This is a genomic window from Stackebrandtia albiflava (genome assembly GCF_007994225.1).
GTDB lineage: Bacteria > Actinomycetota > Actinomycetes > Mycobacteriales > Micromonosporaceae > Stackebrandtia > Stackebrandtia albiflava.
On sequence record NZ_VLLL01000002.1, the window covers coordinates 1 to 2500 of the forward strand.

Annotated in this window: 2 rRNA genes (1 of these 2 cut by a window edge); both read right to left on the reverse strand. The window is 57.4% G+C overall.

From position 1 onward, the window contains the following. Positions 1 to 7: 7 nt before the first annotated feature. Positions 8 to 124 (reverse strand): 5S ribosomal RNA (gene rrf, locus LX16_RS00595). 127 nt (positions 125 to 251) lie between these two features. Beyond that, positions 252 to 2500 (reverse strand): 23S ribosomal RNA (locus tag LX16_RS00600) (it continues 892 nt past the right edge of the window).

Here is a 2500-nt window from a genome sequence, read left to right on the forward strand (position 1 = left end):
TGTTTTTGTCCGGCGGTGTCCTACTCTCCCACTCCCTGTCGGGGGCAGTACCATCGGCGCGGGAAGGCTTAACTTCCGGGTTCGGGATGGGACCGGGTGTTTCCCTTCTGCTGTGGCCGCCGGCACGTTCGTGTGCCACGTGTCACCGTGTGCCTGTCCACCCCAAAGGGGGTGGTGGCCGTCCCCCACGCGTGTGTGGGGGTGGTGTGTGGTTTCAGGTTCGTATAGTGGGTGCGTCGTATCGCGTGTGGTGTGTTAAGTGGTCGGCCTGTTAGTACCAGTCAACTGAACACATTGCTGTGCTTACATTTCTGGCCTATCAACCCAGTCGTCTAGCTGGGGGCCTTCACACCCGAAGGTGTCGGAGACCTTATCTTGAAGCGAGTTTCCCGCTTAGATGCTTTCAGCGGTTATCTCTTCCGAACGTAGCTAACCAGCCGTGCCCCTGGCGGGACAACTGGCACACCAGAGGTTCGTCCGTCCCGGTCCTCTCGTACTAGGGACAGCCCTTCTCAAGTTTCCTACGCGCGCGGCGGATAGGGACCGAACTGTCTCACGACGTTCTAAACCCAGCTCGCGTGCCGCTTTAATGGGCGAACAGCCCAACCCTTGGGACCTGCTCCAGCCCCAGGATGCGACGAGCCGACATCGAGGTGCCAAACCATCCCGTCGATATGGACTCTTGGGGAAGATCAGCCTGTTATCCCCGGGGTACCTTTTATCCGTTGAGCGACACCGCTTCCACAAGCATGTGCCGGATCACTAGTCCCTGCTTTCGCATCTGCTTGACCCGTCAGTCTCACAGTTAAGCTTCCTTGTGCACTTGCACTCGACACCTGATTGCCAACCAGGCTGAGGAAACCTTTGGGCGCCTCCGTTACTTTTTGGGAGGCAACCGCCCCAGTTAAACTACCCACCAGGCACTGTCCCTGAACCGGATCACGGTCCGAAGTTAGGAACCCAGAACAATCAGAGTGGTATTTCAAAGATGCCTCCACTCGCACTAGCGTGCGGGCTTCACAGGCTCCCACCTATTCTACACAAACTGTTCCAAGCACCAATACCAAGCTATAGTAAAGGTCCCGGGGTCTTTCCGTCCTGCCGCGCGTAACGAGCATCTTTACTCGTAATGCAATTTCGCCGGGCCTGTGGTTGAGACAGTGGGGAAGTCGTTACGCCATTCGTGCAGGTCGGAACTTACCCGACAAGGAATTTCGCTACCTTAGGATGGTTATAGTTACCACCGCCGTTTACTGGCGCTTAAGTTCTCAGCTTCACCCGTGAGGGTTAACCGGTCCCCTTAACGTTCCAGCACCGGGCAGGCGTCAGTCCATATACATCGAATTACTTCTTCGCATGGACCTGTGTTTTTAGTAAACAGTCGCTTCCCCCTGGTCACTGCGACCCCCCTCAGCTCACCGCGCATGGCGGGTCACCAAGAGTGGTCCCCCTTCTCCCGAAGTTACGGGGGTAATTTGCCGAGTTCCTTAACCACAGTTCACCCGATCGCCTTAGTATTCTCTACCTGACCACCTGTGTCGGTTTAGGGTACGGGCCGCTCGATACTCGCTAGAGGCTTTTCTCGGCAGCATGGGATCACTGACTTCACCTTCAATCAGGCTACCCGTCACATCTCACCCTTGAACGCACCGCGGATTTACCTACGGCACGGGCTACATGCTTGGCCCGGCACTACCAGTCACCGGGATCAGCTACCCTCCTGCGTCACCCCATCGCTTGACTACTACCACGCGGGGTCCCAGCCGCACCCGAAGCGCCTCCCCCGAAGGGTCGGTCACCCGGGATTGGGTGGTTAGCACGACGAAGGTTCGTCATGGTCGCATCTTCGCGGGTACGGGAATATCAACCCGTTGTCCATCGACTACGCCTTTCGGCCTCGCCTTAGGTCCCGACTTACCCAGGGCGGATTAGCCTGCCCCTGGAACCCTTAGTCATCCGGCGGCAGGGTTTCTCACCCTGCTTTCGCTACTCATGCCTGCATTCTCACTCCCGTCGGCTCCACCACTCGTTCACACGGCGGCTTCCCTGCCGGCAGGACGCTCCCCTACCCACCCACACACCTAGACAACCCACCGTGGTGGGAAGCCGGGTTAACGTGTGAGTGCCACAGCTTCGGCGGTGTACTTAAGCCCCGCTACATTGTCGGCGCGGTACCACTTGACCAGTGAGCTATTACGCACTCTTTCAAGGGTGGCTGCTTCTAAGCCAACCTCCTGGTTGTCTACGCGATCCCACATCCTTTTCCACTGAGTACACGCTTAGGGGCCTTAGCTGGTGATCTGGGCTGTTTCCCTCTCGACTACGAAGCTTATCCCCCGCAGTCTCACTGCCGCGCTCTCACTTACCGGCATTCGGAGTTTGACTGATTTCGGTAAGCTTGTCGGCCCCCTAGACCAATCAGTGCTCTACCTCCGGTAAGAAACACGCGACGCTGCACCTATATGCATTTCGGGGAGAACCAGCTATCACGGAGTTTGAT